This window comes from candidate division WOR-3 bacterium, assembly GCA_039804025.1.
In the GTDB taxonomy this organism is placed as follows: Bacteria; Hydrothermota; Hydrothermia; order Hydrothermales; family JAJRUZ01; genus JBCNVI01.
On the sequence record JBDRZP010000001.1, the window covers coordinates 172,696 to 192,149 of the forward strand.

Annotated in this window: 19 protein-coding genes and 1 tRNA gene; 2 read left to right on the top strand and 18 right to left on the bottom strand. The window is 30.1% G+C overall.

The window, feature by feature from the left end:
• Positions 1-169: 169 nt before the first annotated feature.
• The 18 genes from rpoN to ABIN73_00915 form a co-directional block, all read right to left on the bottom strand.
• Positions 170-1,549 carry an RNA polymerase factor sigma-54 gene (gene rpoN / locus ABIN73_00830; protein ID MEO0268272.1) on the bottom strand — a complete coding sequence of 460 codons (1,380 nt, stop codon included), beginning with the start codon at positions 1,547-1,549 and terminating at the stop codon, positions 170-172.
• Positions 1,546-2,265, bottom strand: coding sequence for an LPS export ABC transporter ATP-binding protein (lptB, locus tag ABIN73_00835; GenBank protein ID MEO0268273.1), 720 nt, complete (start codon positions 2,263-2,265; stop codon positions 1,546-1,548). Before lptB ends, rpoN begins: the two co-directional genes overlap by 4 nt.
• On the bottom strand, positions 2,262-3,137 hold the full coding sequence (locus tag ABIN73_00840; protein ID MEO0268274.1) for an OstA-like protein: 876 nt from the start codon (positions 3,135-3,137) through the stop codon (positions 2,262-2,264). The genes lptB and ABIN73_00840 overlap by 4 nt, the downstream gene beginning before the upstream one ends.
• A complete protein-coding gene (gene lptC / locus ABIN73_00845; GenBank protein ID MEO0268275.1) occupies positions 3,134-3,664 on the bottom strand; it encodes an LPS export ABC transporter periplasmic protein LptC in 531 nt (176 codons plus the stop codon). Before lptC ends, ABIN73_00840 begins: the two co-directional genes overlap by 4 nt.
• Complete coding sequence (locus tag ABIN73_00850; GenBank protein MEO0268276.1) at positions 3,613-4,437, bottom strand: lysophospholipid acyltransferase family protein; 825 nt, start codon at positions 4,435-4,437, stop codon at positions 3,613-3,615. Before ABIN73_00850 ends, lptC begins: the two co-directional genes overlap by 52 nt.
• Positions 4,434-5,408, bottom strand: a complete 975-nt coding sequence (locus ABIN73_00855; GenBank protein ID MEO0268277.1) for a KpsF/GutQ family sugar-phosphate isomerase — start codon at positions 5,406-5,408, stop codon at positions 4,434-4,436. Before ABIN73_00855 ends, ABIN73_00850 begins: the two co-directional genes overlap by 4 nt.
• A 2-nt stretch (positions 5,409-5,410) precedes the next feature.
• Positions 5,411-5,953: an RNA 2',3'-cyclic phosphodiesterase gene (gene thpR, locus ABIN73_00860; GenBank protein ID MEO0268278.1), complete on the bottom strand. Its 543-nt coding sequence runs from the start codon at positions 5,951-5,953 to the stop codon at positions 5,411-5,413.
• Entirely contained in the window at positions 5,950-6,156 is a 207-nt protein-coding gene (locus ABIN73_00865; GenBank protein ID MEO0268279.1) for a hypothetical protein, read from the bottom strand. The genes thpR and ABIN73_00865 overlap by 4 nt, the downstream gene beginning before the upstream one ends.
• Before the next feature lie 56 nt (positions 6,157-6,212).
• Positions 6,213-8,582, bottom strand: a complete 2,370-nt coding sequence (locus ABIN73_00870) for a YfhO family protein (protein ID MEO0268280.1) — start codon at positions 8,580-8,582, stop codon at positions 6,213-6,215.
• Complete coding sequence (locus ABIN73_00875) at positions 8,579-10,150, bottom strand: alkaline phosphatase family protein (GenBank protein MEO0268281.1); 1,572 nt, start codon at positions 10,148-10,150, stop codon at positions 8,579-8,581. The genes ABIN73_00870 and ABIN73_00875 overlap by 4 nt, the downstream gene beginning before the upstream one ends.
• Before the next feature lie 11 nt (positions 10,151-10,161).
• Positions 10,162-10,235: transfer RNA gene (locus ABIN73_00880), tRNA-Val, on the bottom strand.
• Between the two features lie 50 nt (positions 10,236-10,285).
• Entirely contained in the window at positions 10,286-12,745 is a 2,460-nt protein-coding gene (gene hdrA2, locus ABIN73_00885) for a CoB-CoM heterodisulfide reductase HdrA2 (protein MEO0268282.1), read from the bottom strand.
• A 15-nt stretch (positions 12,746-12,760) separates the two neighbouring features.
• Positions 12,761-13,543, bottom strand: coding sequence for a heterodisulfide reductase-related iron-sulfur binding cluster (locus tag ABIN73_00890; protein MEO0268283.1), 783 nt, complete (start codon positions 13,541-13,543; stop codon positions 12,761-12,763).
• Between the two features lie 2 nt (positions 13,544-13,545).
• Positions 13,546-13,968, bottom strand: a complete 423-nt coding sequence (locus ABIN73_00895; protein ID MEO0268284.1) for a 4Fe-4S dicluster domain-containing protein — start codon at positions 13,966-13,968, stop codon at positions 13,546-13,548.
• Positions 13,965-14,540, bottom strand: coding sequence for a 2-oxoacid:acceptor oxidoreductase family protein (locus ABIN73_00900; protein MEO0268285.1), 576 nt, complete (start codon positions 14,538-14,540; stop codon positions 13,965-13,967). The genes ABIN73_00895 and ABIN73_00900 overlap by 4 nt, the downstream gene beginning before the upstream one ends.
• A 1-nt stretch (position 14,541) precedes the next feature.
• Positions 14,542-15,393 (bottom strand): thiamine pyrophosphate-dependent enzyme, encoded by an 852-nt coding sequence (locus ABIN73_00905; protein ID MEO0268286.1) that lies wholly within the window; start codon positions 15,391-15,393, stop codon positions 14,542-14,544.
• A 13-nt stretch (positions 15,394-15,406) separates the two neighbouring features.
• The gene (locus ABIN73_00910) at positions 15,407-16,549 is read right to left on the bottom strand and encodes a 2-oxoacid:acceptor oxidoreductase subunit alpha (GenBank protein MEO0268287.1); all 1,143 of its coding nucleotides are present in this window, start codon (positions 16,547-16,549) and stop codon (positions 15,407-15,409) included.
• Entirely contained in the window at positions 16,546-16,833 is a 288-nt protein-coding gene (locus ABIN73_00915) for a 4Fe-4S binding protein (protein ID MEO0268288.1), read from the bottom strand. Before ABIN73_00915 ends, ABIN73_00910 begins: the two co-directional genes overlap by 4 nt.
• Positions 16,834-17,234: 401 nt before the next feature.
• Here ABIN73_00915 and ABIN73_00920 point away from each other — a divergent pair, with 401 nt between their 5' ends.
• Entirely contained in the window at positions 17,235-18,101 is an 867-nt protein-coding gene (locus tag ABIN73_00920) for a hypothetical protein (protein MEO0268289.1), read from the top strand.
• A partial coding sequence (locus tag ABIN73_00925; GenBank protein ID MEO0268290.1) for a hypothetical protein occupies positions 18,079-19,454 on the top strand: 1,376 nt, incomplete at its 3' end. The genes ABIN73_00920 and ABIN73_00925, both read left to right, overlap by 23 nt.

Here is a 19,454-nt window from a genome sequence, read left to right on the forward strand (position 1 = left end):
AATATGTATATAAATCACACACTTTAGTTTTATAATCAACTCTATATTTTTTCATTATTTTCATACTTAATAATCTTTTGGGGAATTGAACCTTTAAACCTTTTCCTTTAATTGTAACACAAAAGAAATTAATTGTCAAGTTTTCCAAAAATTTTATTAAGAATCTATTTCAAATTTTTTTCCTTTTTCTCTTATCATAACTTTCTATTTTCATTTCCTTTCTCAATTTGCAAACCTCTCTCCTTGTTATATCAATACCTTTTTCAAACTTTATTATCCTCCTTATTTCCTCATCAGTTAAAGGAGAATCCGGTGATTCTTTATCTATTAACTCTTTTATAATTTTTTTTACTTCATCCCTATCAAAAGTTTCTCCCCTTTTTGTCCTTAATCCCCTCGGAAAGAAAAACTTTAATTCAAAAATTCCTCTTGGTGTTGCTACATATTTACCTGTTATAATTCTATGCAGGGCAGAAACAGAAATGTTAAGCTTTTTTGAGGCATCTGTCTGCGATATCGGTTTTAATTTACCCTCTGAACTCATTAAAAAATCTCTTTGATATTCAATAATAAAATTCAAAACCTTTTCTATCCTCCTTCTTCTTTCATTCAAAAGTTCAAAAAGTTCCATTGCTTTTCTTACATAATCCTTTATAAACTTCTTAACCTCAGAAGGGGTATTCTCATCCTCAAGCATCTTTAAATAAGTATGATTCAACCTTATTTCAGGAATAATATCTTTAACCTCCTCATATACAAGCTCATTATCCCTCAATTTTATCACATATTCAGGCATAACATACTCGGGCTCCTCCTCTGAATAAATGCGACCCGGTCTTGCATTGAGCTTCCTTATCAATATTAAAGCTTCCTCGACCTCTAAAACATTTTTTTTAAGTTCAGCTGCAATCTCTTCTTTTGGTTTACTCAAAATATCAAAATGATTCTTAACAATTTCATAAGCAAGAGTATCCTCCATTTTTCTTACTTCAAGTTGACATAAAAGAGCTTCCCTTACATCTCTTGAACCAACTCCAAGAGGATCAAGTTTCATTATCTCCTTTCTTATTTCTTCAAGTTTAACTCTGTCAACTTTTAATTCTTCTGCAACTCTATCAAGGTCCTCTACTATAAATCCATCACTATTTATATAATCAATAAGTTTTAAAGCTATATCTCTATCTTCTTCATTTCTAAATGCAAACTCTATCTGAAAACTCAACCTCTCATAAAGGGAAGGACCTTTAGAAGGGATTAATGATAAATAATCTTCTTCCTCCTCTTCCTCTCCTCTTCTCCTCTTTTCATAATACTCTGGCTCTGAAAAAATTTGAAAGAACTCTTTTAATTCAAAATCATCTCTTTCTTTCTCCACTCCTTTAATTCTTTTTTCCCTTTTTTCAAGTAAAAAATTGTTTTCTATCTCATGATTTAAATATTCTCTTAATTCAAGAAGATTCAAAGAGCATACTTTTGCTATCTGTAATAATCTCGGAATAAGAATGGGTTTTAATCTTAAATCCTGACTTAATTTAATTTCTTCCTTCATAGTTTAAATTTTTCTCCCAGATAAACCTTTCTAACAGTTTCATTATTCACAAGTTCTTCAGATTTTCCGGAAATTAAAACCCTACCTTCATATATTATGTAAGCTCTATCTGTAATTTCAAGTGTCTCCCTAACATTATGGTCAGTTATTAAAACTCCTATATCCTCATTTTTTAAAGATAAAACAATAGTTTGTATCTCTTCCCTTGTTTTTGGATCTATTCCCGTAAATGGCTCATCAAGTAATAAAAATTTAGGCTCAAGAACAAGAGCTCTTGCCACCTCAAGACGCCTCCTCTCACCTCCTGAAAGCATATAGGCTTTGGAATCCTTCAAATGAAAAATTCCCATCTTTTTTAAAACTTCTTCTGTTTTCTCTTTAGCAACACTATTCTTATATCCTCTCATCTGAAGAATTCCATAAACATTATCAAAAACACTTAACTTTCTGAAAACTGAAGGTTCCTGTGGTAAATAGATAATACCCATTCTTGCTCTTTTATACATCGGTAAATCCGTTATATCAATATCACCAATAAAAACTCTACCCTCATTTGGTTTTATAACACCTGAGATCATATAAAAAGTTGTTGTTTTTCCAGCCCCATTTGGGCCAAGAAGTCCTACAATTTCACCTTTTTTTAATTCAATAGAAACATTATTTACAACCCTTCTTTTTCTATAAATTTTTACAAGCCCCTCTGTTTTCAATATCATCTTTTTATTTCTCCTTCAATTTTTCTACCTCCTGAAACCTTTTCCAACTTTAAAGAATCATCAAGAAAAATGTCAAGAAAATCAGAATAAAGATAAAGAGTATCCTTCTTCTCTGAAACAGTTTTTAGAAAACTTTTATCCTTTGAAAGAATCCTTTTCAATTTTTTATTTTCAAGAAAAATCTCAATATTTTTACCACTTAATTTGCTATCTCTTGCAAAAAGTTCTGGTTTTCTTCCCTTAAGTTTAATGATATCACTTTCCCATAAAAGTGTGTCACAAAATCCATTAAAATCTTTGGAAATAATATTCACATTTTCTGTGATGAAAAAAGTTTTATCTAAAATTAAAAGTCTTTTACCCTTTATATCAACTGTGTCCTTTTCCTCAAAAATTTTAATACCTATAAGAGAATCAATTTTTCCCTTTTTTTTATTAGTTAAATAAACCATTTTAAATCCTTCAATTTCAATATTTCTTATTTTATCTTTTATAGAAACTTTACTATCAGCAAAAGCAGAATCTTTTAAGTCACTGTAAAAAACTTTATCTGTTTTTATCATATATGTATCACTTTCTATTTTTACATTTTTCTCAAAAATTGCAAAAGAATTTATAAAATTGTAAAATACTTTATCAGAAAAAATACTCAATTTTCTGGACTCAACTTTAATATTCTTATAAAGATAGGCAGAATCAAGATTCTCACTTTCAAAAATTAGTGCAGAATCAGCTTTAATCTCAAAATTTTCTCCCTTAAGAGTACAATTACCCTTTGCATTTATAATCCTTCCTTTTTCATAAACTTCAACCCATACTTCATTAGCACTGTAATTTAATTCTGAAAGAAGTACATATAAAAAAAATATCATTTTGAAATTCCCTCAACCTTACCAAATATCTTTATTTTTTTGAAGGGCTTTCTACTTTCAAAACCTTTTCCTCTTATATATTTTCCCTTCTGAAATAGTTTACATTCAGTATCACTCTTTATAATCCCCTCATTAAACTCATATAGTAAATAAGAGGTCCATAGGGTATCGCCCTCGTAATTAAAGAGTTTAACATTACCCTTTAATTCCACATTTCCTTTTTCTGAATAATTCCCAGAATCTGCTTTAATGTAAACGCTTTTAATTCCTTTATCGTAAATAATGATATCAAGTTTTTTAGCCTTTAAAATTTTTTCCTTTGAGACAATATCTTCTGAAAAAAGTTCAAATAATTTATCCATTTCTTTATATTCAACAATTTTAACTTTTTTAATCTCTTCAAGGTTTTCATCTATTTTAATTTCTTCCTTTTTATTTTCCTCTGAGCAGAAAAAAAATAATATAAAAAAAACAATCAAAATCTTTGATGTATCCATACCCATTGCCATGGTTTTCTTCTTATCCATTTTTCAAATTTATTATAAATATTCTGTAAATCATATTTTAAATTATAACTCAAAGTAATATCTTCAATATAAATGATCTCCCTTCCTTTTTCACTTTCACATCTCATCAAAATAACTTCAGGATTAATTTTATAAGCTATTTCAAGCGGACCTGCAGGTGCTTCAACTTTTTTTCCAAAAAAATCAACCTTTATTCTTTTAGAACCCTGCTTTTGGTCCATAAGGATCCCAACCGCATAACCTTTCTTTAGTTTTTTGACAAGACTTAAAGTATTTTCAGGATGAACTACCTCTGTTCCATAATTTCTTCTTATGCTGTTTATAAAATTATCAATAAAATCAGAGTATACTTTTGATGCAAGAACACACACAGGAATCTTCTTTAAGGAAAAATAGGCAGGAATTATTTCCCAAAAACCCATATGAAGTGTAAGAACAAGCACTCCTCTTTTCTTTTCTATTTTACTCTTAAGAATATCAAAATTAATAACCTCTGTATTTTTTAAAATAAAATCTTCATTTTTATTCTTCATTTTAATGAATTTTAAAAGACCATAAGTCATGAAACAAAAATTCTTCCATAAAATTTTCTTTTTGAATTTTGCTATCTCAAGATTTTTAATTCCTATTTTTCTAAATCTTGAAAGAAAAAAATAAAAAAAGAGAGATAAAAATTTATGAAATTTTAAAGGATAATAAAAAAAAATTTTTGTTAAGGTTATAATTAAAAGTGAAATTAAAAATCTTTTAAATCTTTTATAAAATTTTCTCAAATTACATTAGCTTTCATGAGATCATGTAAATGAATAACTCCTATGGGTTTATTTGCTTCATCTACAACTATAAGAGCCGTTATCTTATACTCCTCCATTTTTTTTGCAGCTGTATAAGCAAGAGCATCAGGAGTTATGATTTTTGGGTTTGTTGTCATAACTTCACATGCCTTATAGTTGAAAATTTTTTCCCAGCTCTTCTCAAGTAATCTTCTTAAATCACCATCAGTTATAACTCCGATTACTTTTCCATCATCATCCACAACACTTGTAATACCCCTCTTTTGTGTCATTTCAATTATCACATCCTTCATAGGTGAATCCTTGTGAACAATAGGAACATCTTTACCTTTTACCATCATATCCCTAACCTTTAGCCAGAACCTTTTTCCAATAACCCCACCGGGATGAAGGGCAGCAAAATCTTCAGCTTTAAACTTTTTTTGCTCCATAACTACAATTGCAAGAGCATCTCCTACTGCAAGAAAAACTGTAGTGCTAACAGTTGGAGCAAGGTCATAGGGGCAGGCTTCTTTATCTACTGGAATATAAAGCAATATGTCAGCAGCCTTTGCAAGTTCAGAATCTTTATTTGCAGTCATTGCAATTAAAGGAATGTTTTTTCTTTTAAAGAAAGGAAGAAGTATCTGAAGTTCATCAGTTTGACCACTTTTGGAAATAAAAAAGGCAGTATCATCTTTAGAGACAACTCCTAAATCTCCATGAAGGGATTCTGAAGGATGTAAATAAAGGGCTGGTGTTCCTGTGGATGTAAAAGTAGCTGCTATCTTTTTGCCAACAATTCCTGATTTTCCCAAACCAGAAACTATTAATTTACCTTTTGTATTAAGTATGAGTTCAACTGCTTTTACAAACTCATATCCTATTAGATTAACAATTTTTTCTATTCCTTTTGCTTCAAGTTTTAAAACTTCCCTTGCTCTTGAAATAATATTCTGTTTTTCAACCATTTTTACCTCCGGAAAGGAAAATATTTTAAAATTTTATAAAAAGGACCTTCTCTTTTCAAAATACTCTCGTATAATGAGAAACCTTCAATATCCAATTTAAGCTCAAGTGGTTTTAAATCAGGTAAACTTTCAAACTCTCTCAATCTTGCAAGCGTAATATGGGGATGATACTTTTTTCTTTCTCTTTCAAAATTAAAAAGTGTAAGTTTGTTGTCCAGTAACTCAAAAACTCTTTCAATTCTTTCCGCTTCTTTCACAGAAAGAAAAAAAACCCGTGCTTTTTTTCTGTCAGGAAAACCTCCAAATTCAGAGGTATATACAGAGAAAATATTAAAAGAGGAGGCTACTTCCTCACCAATTTTTTCAATTTTTTCTATTAAACCTTCACTAACATCTCCTAAAAATTTTAATGTTATGTGGTAGTTTTCTTTTGAAACCCATTTATAATTTTTTTTAAAAAGTTTATTTTTATCAAGATATTCAAAAATTTTTTCTTTAATTTCCTCTTTAAGAGGAATCCCAAAAAAAAGCCTCAATTTATTCAAAATTCTTCCTCTTCCTCTTCCTCGTCGTATTCGAAAAATTCTTCCTCTTCCTCTTCTTCTTCATCTTCAAGAATTGTATCCTCAAAATCAGAATCCTCTATGTATTCATCCTCTTCAGAAAACTCATGACCACATTCAAGACAGTAAAAGTATCCTTTTTCAATTTCTTCCACCTTCATTGACCCGCACTCAGGACAAATCATAATTTTTTTCCTCCTTTTACAAAATTGGGGGTTGAACCCATTTTAAAAAATTAATTTTACCTTTTAAAAATGAAAAGTGCAAGTAAAAGCACTACTAAAAATGTAAATAACAAATTAAGAAAAATTCCTATATAATGAAATTTTGAACCAAATTTGAAAACTATCTCATGCTCACCTTCAGGAACTAAAAGACCTATAAAAGCGTAATTGAGAGGAAAAACTTCTTTTTTCTCTCCATCAATGTAAGCATTCCACCCCTTATGATAATTCATGGAAAAGATAAGTATGGAATTTTTACTTATGTTTATTTTAATTCTGTATAAATCAGGCTTTCTTTCAATAATTTCTAAGCTTTTTAAAAAAACATGAACATTTTCAAATTCCATGTAATTCTTTGGTAAAAAATTTTTTTCTATTACAGCGAAAGAATCAGCATAATTTTTCTCCACTATAAGGGAAAGCGCTTCCTCAGGTGAATTAGCAACATAAAATTTATTTCTTAAATAAAATCTTCCAAAATCCTTTTTATTTTCAAAAATATAGTATTTTTTACCTTTAAAAACAAGTTCCATATCCTTTGTGTAATCTAACAGAAACTTAACTATACTTTTTTCTCTACCCCTTAAAATTGTTGTATCCATCGGGAAAATTGGCAATATAAAATATTTTATATTAATTAAGTTCAAAAGATTCCTGTTTTTAATCAAATTCTGTGGATTAAACATAACTGATTCACCTGCACCTATAAAATCTTGATACCTTTTAAGGGGGTTACCCACATATCCTCCTGCATCTTCAATTCCATAAATTGTTAAAATACCATCATTATCATGCTCATAAAAGTTAGGTAAATAAAAAACTCTGAAAAAACTTTTATCTTTTTCTAAAAAATTTATAACTTCATCCTTCTGTGTATATTCTTTAAGTTCCGTTGATTTTAAAAAATTCGGTCTCAAAAATACAAAAACCTCAAAAAAAGTAATAAGAGGGAAAATAAGAAATAATATTTCTTTTTCCAGATTGATTTTTATAACATAAAAGATAATATAAACAAAAATAAGCTCGAAAATTAAAATGTAAATGTTTCTAACAAACAAGGTCATTGCTCGATCAAAGGCAAATAGTTTTTGATTTATTTCTCCTCTTTCTAATGGGTAATTATTTATAATATCTTTAAATAGGTTTCTAAGAGAAGAGAAAAAAACAAGAATAAGAATAAATAAGATTAAAAAAATCAAAAAGGTGTATTTTACTCTTTTATCATTAAAATTTTCACTTAAATAAGAAAGTCCTATTGCTGAAATAGTTACAAGGCAAAAGGTGGTTAAAAAGAATATATTTGATGGTCCTCTGAATTTACTGATACCTGGAACAATATAATAAAAAATTTTATGGGTAATAAAGTAATTTCCCCACGAAAAGGTTAAAGTGATAAAAAAGATTATAAAGAAAAAAATTAAATTTTTTTTATTCTTTGAGAAAAAAGCAAATATAAAAAGCATAAAGGGGAAAAGCCCTATATAATAGTGATTAAGTCTAAAGAAATTCGGACCCCAATAAGTTTCAAGGAAACCTGTAAAATTTATAAAAATTATATCAAAGGTCTCAAGGGGGAAAAGTGACCAGCTCGAAGCATACTCATAACCTCGACCAGCTCCCCTTGCCAGTGCTTTTAGATTTTGTATAACCGGTAAAATATAAGGTGAATAAAGTAAAATTGTGAAAATAATACCAATTAAAGCATAAAAGGTTAGTTTTAATTTATCTATTAATTTTAATTTACTTGTAAATAAGAGAAAAAAGAAAAATGGGATATAAAGGAAAAAGGAAAAATAGGTAAATTGGAATTGACCACTAAGAAACTGCCATCCTGCAAAATAACCTGCTAAAATAAAAAATAAAAGTTTTTTTCTTTCAACACCAAGTAAAAGAAAATACATAACAAGGGGCAAAAGTGAGGAACTTACAAGCCTATTTAAATGCCCTGCTGATGTGTTTGTTATCAAAATACCTGAAAAAGAGTAAAAGACTCCTGCAATGAAAGCAAAGAGTGATTTTATTTTTAATTCCTTTAGAAAAAGATATGTTCCAAATCCTGCTAAAACTGTATAAAAAAAGAAACTGAAATTAAAGTGGATATGAGTTGGCAAAAAAATTCTTAGTAATCCTGTAGGTGTGAAAATATCCATCCAGAAGGCTTCTAAAATCGGGTAACCTGCTCTTTCAAAGGGAAACCATAGTGGTAAATAGAAGTTTTTAAGGTAATTAGATAACCATTCTCTTGCAACATATCCTCCAAGAAGGTAATCAGACCCTGCTAAAAGTTTTCCTGTTATAAGTGGATTATAAAAATAAATAAGGGATAAAAGAGCGTATATAAAAAATACCCTTATTTTTGAATTAAAAAATTCATTTAAATTTTTCATAAGTATCCAAGTCCTTTTAAATGTTCCTTTATAGATTCTTCCTCCTCCTCTTTCAGTTCTTTTACTTTATAAGGTATATATTCTTTATCAAAATATTTTATTCTTTCCTTTTCTATATTTTTTTCAAATAGCTCCTCGCAAATTTTTCCATCCATATCTTTTATAAGAGGTTCGTGAAGTGCATAGAGAAAATTTGGAATTGCATCTAAAAGGGAAAGTTTAGGACCTTTAAAACCTCTTTTAAACCCGTCTCCATTAAAAATATAAATCCCTTCAAGGTCTCCCATATGATGTCCTCTTATATCTGGTCTTTCAATTATTCTATCAAAAACCTTAGAAGTTAAATTTACATTAATTTTGTATGAAGGAGAAGTGGTATAAACAACTTCTGGCATAAAATCAAAATAAGGTCCAAAAAAAATTTCATATTTTGTAAACGCTTTTAAAATGGGTTTTTTGTTTACCTCTTCATCAGTAAGTTTCAAAAGTTCTTCTTTAAGTTCAAAGGCAAGTTTTCTTTTTTCCTCCTCATTTTTAAAAAATTTAGGGTTAAAGTAAAGTCCAGCATACCAGTTGGCATAAACCTTTGTTTCTTCCCATTCAATTCTCTTTTTCATTTCCTCCCTTGCTATTTTGAATTTTAGTCTTTCAGGAACAAAATTTCTTACAAAACTCATATACTTTAGAGTAAGAACACCAGCCTCATATAAAAATCTTGAAAATTTCCCTCTTATTGTTTTTTTTCTTTTTAAAAGACCTTTTAATTCAAGCCATCTATTTATATAGAAATATCTTTCAGGTGCTTTATGAAATCCATGGTCAGACATTATAAGAATCACTTCAGGTTTTAGTATCTTATACATTTCTTCTATTGCTCTGTCTATTTTTTTAAAATATTCATAAACTTTATTTTCATCATCAAAGAAAAAGTGCATAAAATCATCAAATTCTTTAAAATCTATTATGAAAAAATCTGGATTTTTTTCTTTTAAAAGTTTTAAAGCATAATAAATCCTTCTATCAAGCAAATCATAAAACATTTTTTCAATTTTAACTCTATCAAGATATTTATCTTTAAATCCAAAGCCAGTAGAAAGTTCTGATTTTATTTTATAATCCTTAAGTTCATCTTTTAATTCAGGTGGATATGTGTAATCAATAGCACCTTTTGGTGTTAAAAAGTCAGAAATTAGAAAACCATTAACTTTTTTAGGAGGATAAGTAACAGGAACATTCATAACTCCTACTTTATAGTTAAGTTCGCTTAAATATTCCCAGATAGTCCAGGTTTTAATTTCATTTGCACTTAAAAAATGAGACTTTGAGAAAGCTTCAGGATCAAATCCTTCTGATTTTATTAGAAATGGACCGATTTTAGCAGGATTTTTTCCTGTGTAAAAACAGGGCCATGCTATCATTGTATAGGGCGGTATAGTTGTTTCAAGTATTCCAAAAACCCCCTCTTCAATCAGTTTTCCTGTGAAGAGAAGTTTTTTTTCAGTAAACCATTTTGAAAATAAGTGGTATGGGGCTCCATCAAGACCGATTATAAGGGATTTTTTTCTCAAATTTTTTTTAGTGGGCGGGCGAGGATTTGAACCTCGGGCCTCCGGCTTGTAAAGCCGACGCTCTCACCATCTGAGCTACCCGCCCGCAAGGTAGATATTATAATTAAAAAAATTAAAATAAGTAAAATTATTAATTTATACTGTTATCTCTTCCTTTTTTAAAGATAAAAGTAATTTTTTATATTTTTCCGGAGTTTTAAATTGACTAAGAGCTTCCTTTGTCTTTTCAATCTCCTCCTTAGTCACAGTTTTTACAATTTCTGCCATTTCCCTCATTTTATTTGCAAACTGAATTCCCTCTGCAGCTGAGAACCAATCCAGCTGAACCCTTTCTTTTCTTATTCCAATTCTTTCAAGTCGCTTCATCAAATTTTCATATCTTCTTTTTGTATTTAAATTTGCATAGTTATAATGACAATCTCCTATATGACAACCAGACCATAAAACTGCTCCAGCACCTTTTTTTAGAGCATGGATAATAAAATCTGGTTTTACTCTTGCTGAACACATTGTTCTTATTATTCTTGAATTCGGTGGATACTGGAATCTTGAAACACCAGCAAGGTCTGCACCAGCATAGGAACACCAGTTACAAGCAAAAACAAGAACTTTATTTTCAGGTTCTTCTTCAAGTAAGGCATCAATCTGAGCATAAATTGCTTCATCAGGGAAATGCCTCATATCAATTGCTTCAGAAGGACACTCAGCACCACATGCACCACAACCAGCACAGGAAGCCTCAATTAATTTTGGAACATTCCTTTCCTCTTTACTCCATATCCAGGCACTGTAAGGACAAACATTAGCACACATTCCGCACCTCTTACAAACATCAGGATCTATTACAGGCGTTAAAGCCTCAACAGTCACTTCTCCCTTAGCCATCAAAATTCCTGCCCTTGCCGCTGCAGCAGAAGCTTGAGTTACACTATCTTTTATATCCTTTGGACCCTCAGCACAACCTGCAAGAAAAACACCTCCTATTGCAGTATCAACTGGTTTTAATTTAGGATGAGACTCAAGATAAAAACCATCCTCTGATAAACTTAAAGTAAGCTTTTTCTGAATTTCTTCCCTATCCCTCCTTGGAATTAAACCAACTGAAAGTATCACCATATCAGCTTCAAGCTCAACAATTTTTGATAAAAGAGTATCTTCTGCATAAATTTTTAACCGTTTATCTTCTAATTCTTCAACTCTTGAAGGTAAACCCCTTATATAAACAACACCTTCCTCTTTACTTCTCCTGAAAAGATCCTCAAATCCCTTACCAAAAGCCCTTATATCCTGATAAAAAACATATATCTGTGTTTCTGGCCAGTGCTCCTTAATTAAAAGAGCATCCTTCACCGTATTCATACAGCATACATTAGAACAGTATTTATTATTCCTTAAATCCCTTGAACCTACACACTGAATAAAAGCAACTACCTTTGGAATTTTACCATCAGAAGGTCTTATAAGTGTTCCTTTTGTGGGGCCTGCTGAATTTATGAGCCTTTCAAATTCAAGAGAGGTTATAACATTTTCATAAATTCCGTAACCATAATCATGATTTTCCCTTGGGTCATAAACATCCATACCTGTTGCTATTATTATTGTCCCAACATCAATTTCAACAATTTCATCCTTGTCATTAAAATTTATTGCCTTCTTTTCACAAGCTGTTATACACTCCTCACATACTATTGTTCCTTTTTTGATATTTAAACATAAACTCGGGTCTATTATATACTGGGTAGGAACTGCCTGAGGGAAAGGAATATATATAGCCTTCCTTGTTGCCATTCCAACATCAAACTCATTAGGGGACTCGTTAGGACAAACTTTTGAACACTCACCACATGCAGTGCATTCTTTTGTTACATATCTTGCCTTTTTCAAAATTTTAACATGGAAGTTTCCAATATAACCCGTTATTTCTTTAACAATAGAATTAGTATATATTTTTATGTTAGGATGTCTACCTGCCTCCGCCATTTTAGGAGCAAGAATACATATTGAACAATCCATTGTTGGAAATGTCTTATCAATTTGAGCCATTCTACCACCTATGGAAGGCTCCTTTTCAACCATAAATACCTCATATCCTGTATCTGCAAGATCAAGAGCAGCCTGAATTCCAGCCACTCCTCCACCAATGACAAGTGCTTTTTTAATAATAGGAACTTTTGCTTCTTTCTGGGGTTTTAAAAATCTAGCTCTTGAAACTGCCGCCTTTACAAGATCTTTTGCCTTTTCTGTAGCCTCCTTTCTTTCGTAAAGATGAACCCAAGAGCAGTGTTCCCTTATATTTGCCATTTCTAAAAGGTACTTATTTAAACCAGCCTCTTCAATTGTTTTTCTAAAGGTAGGCTCATGCAATCTTGGAGAACAGGATGCAACAACTACTCTATTTAATTTATATTCTTTAATATCATTTTTTATCATCTCCTGTCCTGGATCAGAACAGGTATACTTATAATCCCTTGCTATAACTACATTTGGTAAAGTTGATGCAAATTTTGCAACCTCAGCACAATCAACACTACCTGCAATGTTTAAACCACAATGGCATACATAAACTCCTATCCTTATTTCTTCGTTATTATTCATAATTTTCCCCTCCTTTTATATAGAAAAAGGTTTTATTCTGTGAAATTCAAATCCTAAGTTTTCTTTATCAAGCCCAAGAGAATAAGCAAGAAGTTCAAAATAAAAGTACACAGGTATTTCCCTTTTATCATTTGCTAAAACATTTTCAAACTGTGAAAAACAAGAAGGACATATAACAACAATACCATCAACATTTTTAAATTCATCTATTCTTTTTCTTGCAAGGAAAAAGGAAAGTTCCTTATCTGTTATAAAATTGGGTAAACCACAACAGCTTTCTGTCCCTTCAACTGCTTCTGCTCCAAGAAGCTCAACCATTTCTTTCAAAACATTAACTTCCTTTAATTCCTTAAATTCAGTTAAAGTAAGAGAGGTAGGTCTTTTGAAATGACACCCTTCATGTATTCCAAACCTTTTTCCATTTAAGGGATTTATTATTTTATTCTTTATTTCTTCTTTTTTATTTTTCCAAAGAGTATATAAAAGATGTTCTACAGGAATTGATTTACCATTAAAGAAAGTCTTTTTAACTGTAAAAAGTGTTTCAAAACATCCATTACATATTGTTACAAGTTTAGAACCAAGATTTTTTGCAATTTCTAAATTTCTTATCCCCCTTTCCTTCCATTCTTTATAGGATAAAGACCTCACCCAAACAGGATCAGGACAGCAGGAAAATTCATCACTCATTTTAAATTCAATATTGAGTTTTTGTAAGATAAACCTTGTTGAATAATCAAAGCCTGGAAATTTTCTTGAAGCAAGACATCCAGGAAAATATACAATGGTTTCGTTCATTTTTACCCCCTTGTTTTAACTTCAACCATATAATTTTCTATCCATTTTTTTGCTCTTGGGGAAAGAGGAACAGAAAATCCTTCTTTTCTTACACTTTCAAGCTCCTGTAAGGGTAATTTAGGTGCAAAGCCCTTTTCAGTTGCTTTTGTTCTCAGGTAAACTATAAGTTCTACAAAATTAATCTTCTGTGGACAGTTTTCAGCACACTCATAACAGGTTGTGCACCTCCATATATCATCTAATTTTAAAACATCCTCAGCACCTATATTTACCATTTCAATAATTCTTCTTGGATTAAATTTTTCCGGTTCAAGATTAAAAAGAGGACAAAAAGAAGAACACTTTCCACATTGATAACACATTAAAATCTTATGTTCACCCAGTTCCCTATTAACTTCCTCCTTAAAATATGGATTTAGTTTCATTTCTTTACCCCCGCTTTTAAAACTTCTTCAGCAAGGTTTATACCAAGTTCAAAAGCTTTAATATTTATTTCTGCATAATCTTTTTTAACAGAAGCTTTTATTGATTTTTTTAATGCTTCTTCAGAACAAATCCCCGTAATCCTCTGAAGTGCACCAAGCATAATAGAGTTTGCTACAAGTTTATTACCAAGCTCTTCTGCCTTTCTTGTTGCAGGAATAGGGTATAATTCTAAATCATTCCGATCTAAATTTAAGGTAACAAGGTCTGAATCATAAATTAAAATTCCATTTTTTTTAATTTTATTTGCATAGACATTCAAAGCTTCCTGTGACATACAAACAAGAACATCAGGCTCAGTAACTTTCGGGTAGGAAACCATTTCAGAAGGATTATCTGAAATAACAACTCCTGATGAACAGGCACCACCTCTTGCTTCAGGTCCATAACTCTGTGTCATTGAACTATTCCTTCCTTCAAATACAGTTATAGCCTGACCAAGAATATAACCGGATAAAACTATCCCCTGACCCCCAAAACCGGCAAATTGTATTTCCTTTATATTCTTTTCCATTTTAAACCTCCTTAATTTTTTCTAAATTTTCCTTTAAAATCTCAATATAAGATGGCTTATCCACTTCTATGAATTCTCCCACAATTATATTTCCACCCCTGAAAGAAAGCTCAGCTTCTTTCGGATCAACTCCATTTTTTATAACACTCTTTTCTTTATAGTATTTCATTTCATCAATTGCTTCTCCAATTTTGTTGGGTCTACCAAAACCAGTTGGACATGGTGAAATAACTTCAATGAAAGAAAAACCCTTTCTTTTTAAAGCTTTTTTAATACTCTGTCTTAAATAATAGGCATGAAGAACTGTCCACCTTGCAACAAAAGTTGCTCCTGCAGAAGCTGCAAGATACGGTAAATTAAAGGGATACTCAAAATTTCCATAAGGAGTTGTAGTCGTTATTGCTTCATGAGGTGTTGTAGGTCCAAACTGTCCTCCTGTCATTCCGTAATTAAAATTATTTACACATATACAAATAAGATCAAAATTTCTTCTCGCAGCATGTATAAAATGATTTCCACCAATAGAAATTAGATCTCCGTCACCTGAAAAAACAATAACCTTCATATTAGGTTTTGCTATCTTAAGCCCAATTGCAAAGGGAATCGCCCTTCCATGGGTGGTATGATATGAATCTACTTTAACATAACCTGCAACTCTTCCTGAACATCCAATTCCACTTACTATAGCAATTTCCTTAGGATCAAGATTTAATTCTTCAAAAGCATAAAGCATTGAACTCATTGCTATACCAATACCACAACCTGAACACCATATATGAGGCCACCTGTCCTCTCTTATCCACTTTGAAAGATGATGTTTAACTTCTTTTTCTTTTTTTATTTCCACTTTCATCTTTTTCCTCCTTTTATTTTTCCTTTACTTTTTCAATAATTTCATAAGGCGTAATTAAATCTCCACCAAGTTTATTAACTCCAACAACAGGTAAATTGGATTTTATTGCCTTCAATACCTCACCTCTTATTTGTCCTGAATTTATTTCTGGTACTACAATTTTTGACACTTTTCTTGAAAGTTCTTCTATCCTCTCATAGGGAAAAGGCCATATAGTAATTAAGCGGAAAAGACCTGCTTTAATCCCCTCTTTTCTTAATATTTGAACAGCTTTTAATGAACTCCTTGCAGTAATACCGTAGGATACTAAAAGAATTTCAGCATCATCTGTCTCTATTTCCTCATATTTTATAATTTTTTCTTTATTCTTCTGAATCTTATCAATCAGTCTCCTTACAAGTCTTTCATGTGCTTCACCTGTAATATCAGGATATCCCCTTTCATCATGAGTCAAACCTGTCATATGAACAAAATAACCCTCTCCCGCAAGTGCCATTTTAGGAACAAGATTTCCGTCACCTTTATAAGGCAAGTATTCCTCCGGAGAAACATCGGGTTTTTCTCTTTCAACAATTTTTATTTCCTTTTCATCAGGAATGACAACTTTTTCCCTTAGATGACCTACTGCTTCATCTGCAAGAATTATAACAGGAATTCTATATTTTTCAGCTGTATTAAAGGCTTCAACTGTTAAGTCAAACATTTCTTGGCACGAATTGGGGGCATAAGCAACAATTTCGTAGTCACCGTGGGAACCCCATTTTGCCTGCATTACATCTCCTTGACCTACAAGGGTCGGAAGCCCTGTTGAAGGAGCACCTCTCTGAACATTAACAATAACACAGGGAACCTCAAGCATAACAGCAAGCCCTATATTTTCCATCATAAGGGACATTCCTGGACCTGATGTTGCAGTCATTGATTTTATACCCCCGCATGAAGCTCCGATAATAGCAGCCATTGAGGCAAGTTCATCTTCCATCTGAATATAAACTCCTCCGAATTTAGGAAGTCTTCTTGCTATCCATTCTGCAATTTCGGTTGAAGGGGTAATAGGGTAACCTGCAAAAAATCTGCATCCAGCAGCTATTGCTCCCTCAGCACAGGCATGGTCACCAAGCATATAATGAGTGCCTGCTAAAATCTTAGTTTTCATTTTTCAACCTCCACTTTTTCAACAACAATTGCAAACTCAGGACAAACTCTTTCACAGAAAGAACAACCCGTGCAGTTTTCAGGATTAAATACCGGAGGATGATAGCCCTTTGAATTTAATTTATCTGATTTTGTAAGGGAATTTGTAGGACAAAATTCTATACAAAAGGAACAACCCTTACATAAGTCTTCAAGAATTATAACATTGCCCTTTCTTTTTTTTATTTCCTTATAATCAAGAGGGGTTCTCCAAAAGGGCTCCGAATTTTTTTTATGTTTTTCCATTTTCTTCCCTCCTGCAAAATTAATTATAAAAAACAAAAATTATTATTTTTAATAAAATAGTTAAATTCATGACGGAAAAAAATAATTACAAAAAAGAAAAAAAACAAAATTTATTCTATTTCTAAATTTATAATATTTAAACAATCTATAATTCTCTTAGTTAATTTTTTACTTTGAACTTTACCTGTAAACCACAAATTTTTTCTTTAGGCTATATTTATTACCTTCAATGGCTAAAAAGTATACACCTTTAAATAAAAAAAATTTTCAATGAATCAAGATTGTGTATAACTCTAATCCAGGAAACCATTTGTCCTTGTTGTTTATATAGAATAAAAATCCCATCAATAAAAATTAATAAAACTTGAACTTTTTTTTCAATTTATTTTATGATTTTAAAAATGAAAATTTTTATTTTACTTTTTTCATTTACAACTTTTGACTTTGTAAATATTCCTTACTCTGGAACTCAAGCACTTCTTAAAGATAACCATTTTTTAAAACATTTTGAAACAAATAAAATATTTTATAGACCTATTTTTATAGATGAAACAACAAAAATAAAAATCTCAAGTGGATACACACAATATATTTTAGACATAAATACCCTTTATTTCGCAGGAAATTATAAAAAATTTTATTTTGCTATTTTTTCATACAATGCAGGAAAATTTGAAGTTATTGATTCCTTTGGTTTCAAAACAGGTGAAATAATTAACCCCACACATATAGGTTTTATATTAAACTTCCCCTTTATCCCCTTCAAAAAAACTTTTGAAATTCAGAAGGGATTAGCAATAAAAGTTCTATATGTGAAATTAAAAGAATTCTCTTCACTTGCCCTTGCTTTTGATTTCTCACTTCTAAAAGAATTCCTGTTTAATGAAATTCCTTTAAGAAGCTCCCTTGATATAAGAAATCTTGGATTTTCAACAAATAAAAAAGCAAGCCCTGCGCCCTATGAATTATCCTTTTCTTTTTCCGCAAATCTCAATAAATTCATCCCCTCAACTGGCTTTTCCTATGAAGAAAATCTCTTTTCCTATAGATTATCTTTTCTTTATGAATTAAATAAATTTTTAAACATAATTTTAAATTATGACTCAAGGAGAAAAGACCTTGTTGAATTTGAAGGATTACACAGAGTTATAACAGGTTTTGGAGCAGGTTTGATTTTAACTATAAAGAGAGTTTCACTTTCTTACTCCTATATTCCTTCAGGAATTTTAGAAGACCTTCACAAAATTGATATATCAATTAGTTTTTAGTTTTTTATTTTCAATCTTTGTTTCATTTTTACTTTATAGAAGAGAAAAGAATAAAAAAATTTTATTTACCTTAAGAACTCTTTCTCTTTTTTTTCTATTTCTTTTTCTCACAGATTTTGTTTTTAAAATTGAAGAAAAAAGAAAAATTAAACCCCTTCTTTTAATTGAAAAAAATTTAGAAAAATACCTAAAAAATAAAGATTTAAAAATCTTCAGAAAAGAAAAACTTGAAAGTGAAAGTGATTTTATTAATTTACTTAAAAAAACAAGGGAAGAAGATATATTTTATTTAGGATATTTTGATTATGAAAGAAAAAGAGAAATTCTGAATCTTTTAATAAAAAATAAAATAAGGTTTAATTATTTTTTTCCAGAAGATTTTAAAAAAGAAGATTTCAAAATTACACCATTATATTTAATTAGAAAAAATAAAAAAGAGGGTTTCTTAATTGAGGGAGATAACATAGAAATTGAAGTTTATGAAAATAAAATAAAAAGGGAAAAAATAAAAATATTTGGGGAAAAATACTATTTTCCAGAATTTAAGCCCAATTCAACAAGAAAAATAACCTTTAAAACTCAAAATTTAACAAAAAATTTTTATGTTACTGATATTGATGAGAATACAAAAATAAAATTAACATCTGATAACTTTTATCCTGTCATAGGCTTTTTAAATAGATTTTTTAAAAATTACCTCAATGCTGATATTGAAATGGAAATTAAAGGAAGAACTTATAACAAACTGAATACCGATTATGACTTTTATATTGATATATTCACAGAAAAGGAAAGGGATTTACCGAAAATATTTATTCCCTATCCTGACACTTTTCTTGAAGGAGAATTTGATTTAGAATTTGAGGAAAAAGTTAATATTGAAAAAATTGAATTTAAAAAAAATTTAAAGGGAGATACACTTTTTTATTTCTTCTTAGATAACAAAAAATTGCCTTTAATTTTGGCTAAAGAAAAAGATTTGATAATATCAACACCTGACTTATGGAAAATAAATCTCGCCTCAGAAAGAAATTTAGAAAAAAAATTTATAGAAATAATAAGAAAAAATTTTCTATCAAATTTAGATCCAAAAATAGTTCCTCTTTTTTCAGAAAAAGAAACTGAAGGCGAATTCAGTTTATCCTTTTTCATTAAAAGTTTTGGTGAAAACCCTCCTTTTTTACCTTTTCATATAAATGGAAAAAAATACCCCCTTAAAATGGAAACAGAAAATATCTTTGAATCATCTTTAATAAATTTTAAAAAGGGTAAATATCTTATAAAAATTTTTAATAAAACTTTTAATTTAGAAATAGAAGAAGAAAAAGAAAAGCCAAAATTTTTTGATATTCA